Raw genomic sequence first — 3,346 nt, forward strand, 5'->3', positions numbered from 1 at the left:
CTGCTCGAGCAGAAAAAAAAGGTTGATTTTTCTAATCTTCAGGACACGAAGGCCTGGAAAAATATTTGGGGCGCTGGTCATGCAATCGGCCAAACTAAAAAAGTACAGAGTGTCGCGGAACTGGTCGATGAACTGGTACAGGACTATGGCGATACAATGCATGCGGATGTCGCGCACTGGGGCCGCCGACCCTAATAGAACTGCACCAGTCTGCCGCAAGCAGCGATGCACATCATGGGGGAAGATCAAACACTCGTCAGGCACCGCCGCACAGATCAGTCCGTGCAGGCGGCCAGCGCCAGGTCTGACAGTCGTGAGAGGCGGTCGAAGTGTGCCAACCCTTCGACGAACCCTGCAGACAGGAACACGAACGTCAGGTCTCGCGCCGGATCAACCATCCACATCGTCGAGGCCCCGCCCACCGCGCAGATCGCGCGAGGCGATGCGGTGAAGCCCATGGCGGTAAGGAAATGTCCTTCGTCGCGGGCATAACCGCCCAGCAGCGAGAAGTTGGCGCGGAACGGGGGGCGGTCCTCTGCTTCCGTCACTGGCGTCACCGCGTCGTTGAGTAGAGTCCCGGTATGATTGCGCGCGGCATAATCGAAGAGAGCCGGAGAGATCACCCGATAGTCATCCGCCCCGCCATGGCGCCGCATGGCCTCGGCGAAACGAAACATGTCATCAGCGGTTGTATGGGCGCCACCTGCCGGCATCTGTGCATCACCCAGCGAAATGGCGTCCAGCAGGGCGACCATCGTATCAAAAGAGGAGCTTCGCATCGCCGCGGTCTGCGAAACCGGAACGCGGCGCGGATCATCGGCGGCCGTGCCAAAGCTCGTGTCGATCATCCCGAGTGGTTCGAAGAGATCCTCGCGCGCGATGTCGCGGAACGGACGGCGCTTGGGATCGGTCAGTACAAGTAGTTGGCCAAGAACGACGATGCCGCCCGAGGAATTATAGTGGCACCGCGTGCCGGGTTTGAAGGCGACAGGGAGCGCCCCCATAGCCGCTGTCATCTTCTCTAGATTGCCCGCATCGGCAATCGTCAATGGCGGCGGCGGGATCAGGCCGGGAAAAGTGCCGCCCGTATGGGTCAGCAGCATTCGCACCGTGATCCGCTGCTTGCCGCCCGCACCGAAGCCGGGGATGAGGTCTGCGACACGAGTGTCGAGGGTAAAGCGTCCCTGATCGATTGCACGCAGGACAAGCGCGGCCGTGAAGGACTTGGCAAGTGACATAGTCAGGAAGCGGTCGTTGTCGGCGGTCGCCCTGCCTGGTGCGACCGTGCCGAAGGTGCGGCGATGCCCGATCCGGCCGCCGCGTGCGACGATGATGGAGGTGCCGAAATTGCGTCCGTCGTCGATGTCGGACTGGATGCTGGCGTCAAGAAAGGCGAGAGCATCCTCATCGAGCCCGGCGTCGCGTGATTTAGCAGTGGTGAGTTCGGACATGCATATACTCCTGAAAATCGCATAGCCGACCTCAACGGGGGCATCGCTTGAATCGTAGAAACAATGGACCTTATTGACCCACGGGTCAATAACAAGCTTGCCACTGATTGGTTGCACGCATCCACCGCCGATTCTACCATATCCAATATTCCATGACGGAGCTTGAATGACGGATCATGATCCAGCCCCATCTCAGCGCAGACGTAAAGACGCGCGCCCTGCTGAGATCGTAGAGGCCGCGCTCGGCGTCTTCGCGGAGAAGGGCTATGCGCGCGCAAACCTGAACGAGGTTGCCCGCCGCGCGGGCGTGTCGAAAGGGACGCTCTACGTCTATTTTGAGAGCAAGGAGGCGCTATTCCGCGCAGTGGCAGACCAACTTGCCTCTTCCAACGCGGCGTTGATCGCTAAAGCCCAGGCCCCTTTTGGTACCACCATCAACGAGATCATCCCGGCGCTTCTAGCCACCGCAGCGCGACAGATCGCCGCCGGTCCGGCCACGAAACTCTTTCGCATGGTGTTAGCGGATGCGCGACAGTTCCCTGATCTTGCAACTATATGGCACGACCGGGTCGTCGCGACGACCATCGACCTGCTTGCCCGCGTCCTTGCCGACGCGCAGGCGCGGGGCGAAGTGCGCGACGGGGACCCCAGGCTCCTTGTTTTTTCGGTTGCTGGTCCTGTTGTCGCCGCTCTTATCCTTCAGTCCACCCTCGGTGATCGACCGGCATTGCCGGACCTTGATCTCTTGGCACGCAACCATGCTGCCGTCATACTGGATGGATTACGCACCGACGCCCCGCAAGCATGAAGAACAAAACCGGGAACGCGCTTCAACCTTGAGTAGTCATCGCATCCGGCGATCAGATCAGCCATGGTGGCGTGTCAGTGCTGACGTGACCCCCGGATTTTCCTCCAAGCTTGATTAGAGTCTGGCCTGATGGAAGGACGGACGAATGAAGCGAGCAAGGTTCACAGAAGAGCAGATCATCGGTGTGCTGAAGGAGCAGGAGGCTGGCGCGAAGACTGCCGACCTGGCTCGTCGCCATGGGGTATCGGAAGCGACGATCTACAACTGGAAGGCCAAGTATGGCGGTCTGGAGGTCTGGGAGGCCAAGCGGTTACGGTCGCTCGAGGACGAGAACGCCAAGCTGAAGCGACTTCTGGCTGAGGCGATGCTGGATAACGCCGGCCTGAAGGATCTTCTCGCAAAAAATTGGTAACGCCCGCTGCCAAGCGAGATGCGGTCGCACGTCTTCAGTCGGTTCTGGGGATGAGCGAGCGGCGGGCGTGCCGTGTTATCGGCGCTGACCGGAAGAGCATGCGTTACCGGTCACAGCGGGACGATGATGCCGACCTTCGGGCGAAGTTGCGTGAGCTTGCGCAGCAGCGCCGCCGGTTTGGCTATCGTCGGCTGCACATTCTGCTGCGACGTGAGGGCGTGGTGATCAACCGCAAGAAGACTCAGCGGCTCTATAGTGAGGAGAAGCTGGCGGTCCGACGCAGGAGAAACCGGCGGCGTGCCATCGGTGCGCGGGCACCGGCTCCGGTGCTGGCGCTACCCAACCAACGGTGGAGCCTGGACTTCGTCCATGATCAGCTGGCGACGGGGCGTCGTTTCCGGGTGCTCAATATCGTCGACGATGTAACCCGCGAGTGCCTGCGCGCGGTGCCGGACACATCGATCTCAGGGCGTCGGGTGGTGCGTGAGCTCACCGAGCTGATCGCCGAGTGCGGCAAGCCTGGGATGATTGTCAGCGACAACGGCACCGAACTGACGTCGAACGCCGTCCTTGCCTGGTGCGGCGAGATCGGCATGGAGTGGCACTATATCGCTCCAGGCAAGCCGATGCAGAATGGCTACGCCGAGAGCTTCAACGGTCGCATGCGCGACGAGC

Annotated in this window: 2 protein-coding genes and 2 pseudogenes; 3 read left to right on the plus strand and 1 reads right to left on the minus strand. The window is 60.9% G+C overall.

Going from position 1 to position 3,346, the window contains the following annotated elements:
- Window positions 1–195: pseudogene (locus AC07UX_RS21035) on the plus strand (hypothetical protein); the annotation flags it as partial.
- Window positions 196–275: 80 nt separating this feature from the next.
- On the opposite strand, the gene AC07UX_RS21040 reads toward AC07UX_RS21035, so the two are convergent.
- Window positions 276–1,568 carry a serine hydrolase domain-containing protein gene (locus tag AC07UX_RS21040; protein ID WP_495193912.1) on the minus strand — a complete coding sequence of 431 codons (1,293 nt, stop codon included), beginning with the start codon at window positions 1,566–1,568 and terminating at the stop codon, window positions 276–278.
- Window positions 1,569–1,617: 49 nt separating this feature from the next.
- Between AC07UX_RS21040 and AC07UX_RS21045 the strand changes: the two genes are divergently transcribed.
- Complete coding sequence (locus AC07UX_RS21045) at window positions 1,618–2,259, plus strand: TetR family transcriptional regulator (RefSeq protein ID WP_495193913.1); 642 nt, start codon at window positions 1,618–1,620, stop codon at window positions 2,257–2,259.
- Between the two features lie 145 nt (window positions 2,260–2,404).
- A pseudogene (locus AC07UX_RS21050) lies at window positions 2,405–3,346 on the plus strand (IS3 family transposase); the annotation flags it as partial.

Source organism: Sphingobium sp. GW821-FHT02B05 (assembly GCF_059421905.1).

Excerpts from the sequence above, each read along its gene's own strand:
- AC07UX_RS21045 (WP_495193913.1), top strand. The coding sequence starts at position 1,618 with ATGACGGATCATGATCCAGCCCCATCTCAGCGCAGACGTAAAGACGCG.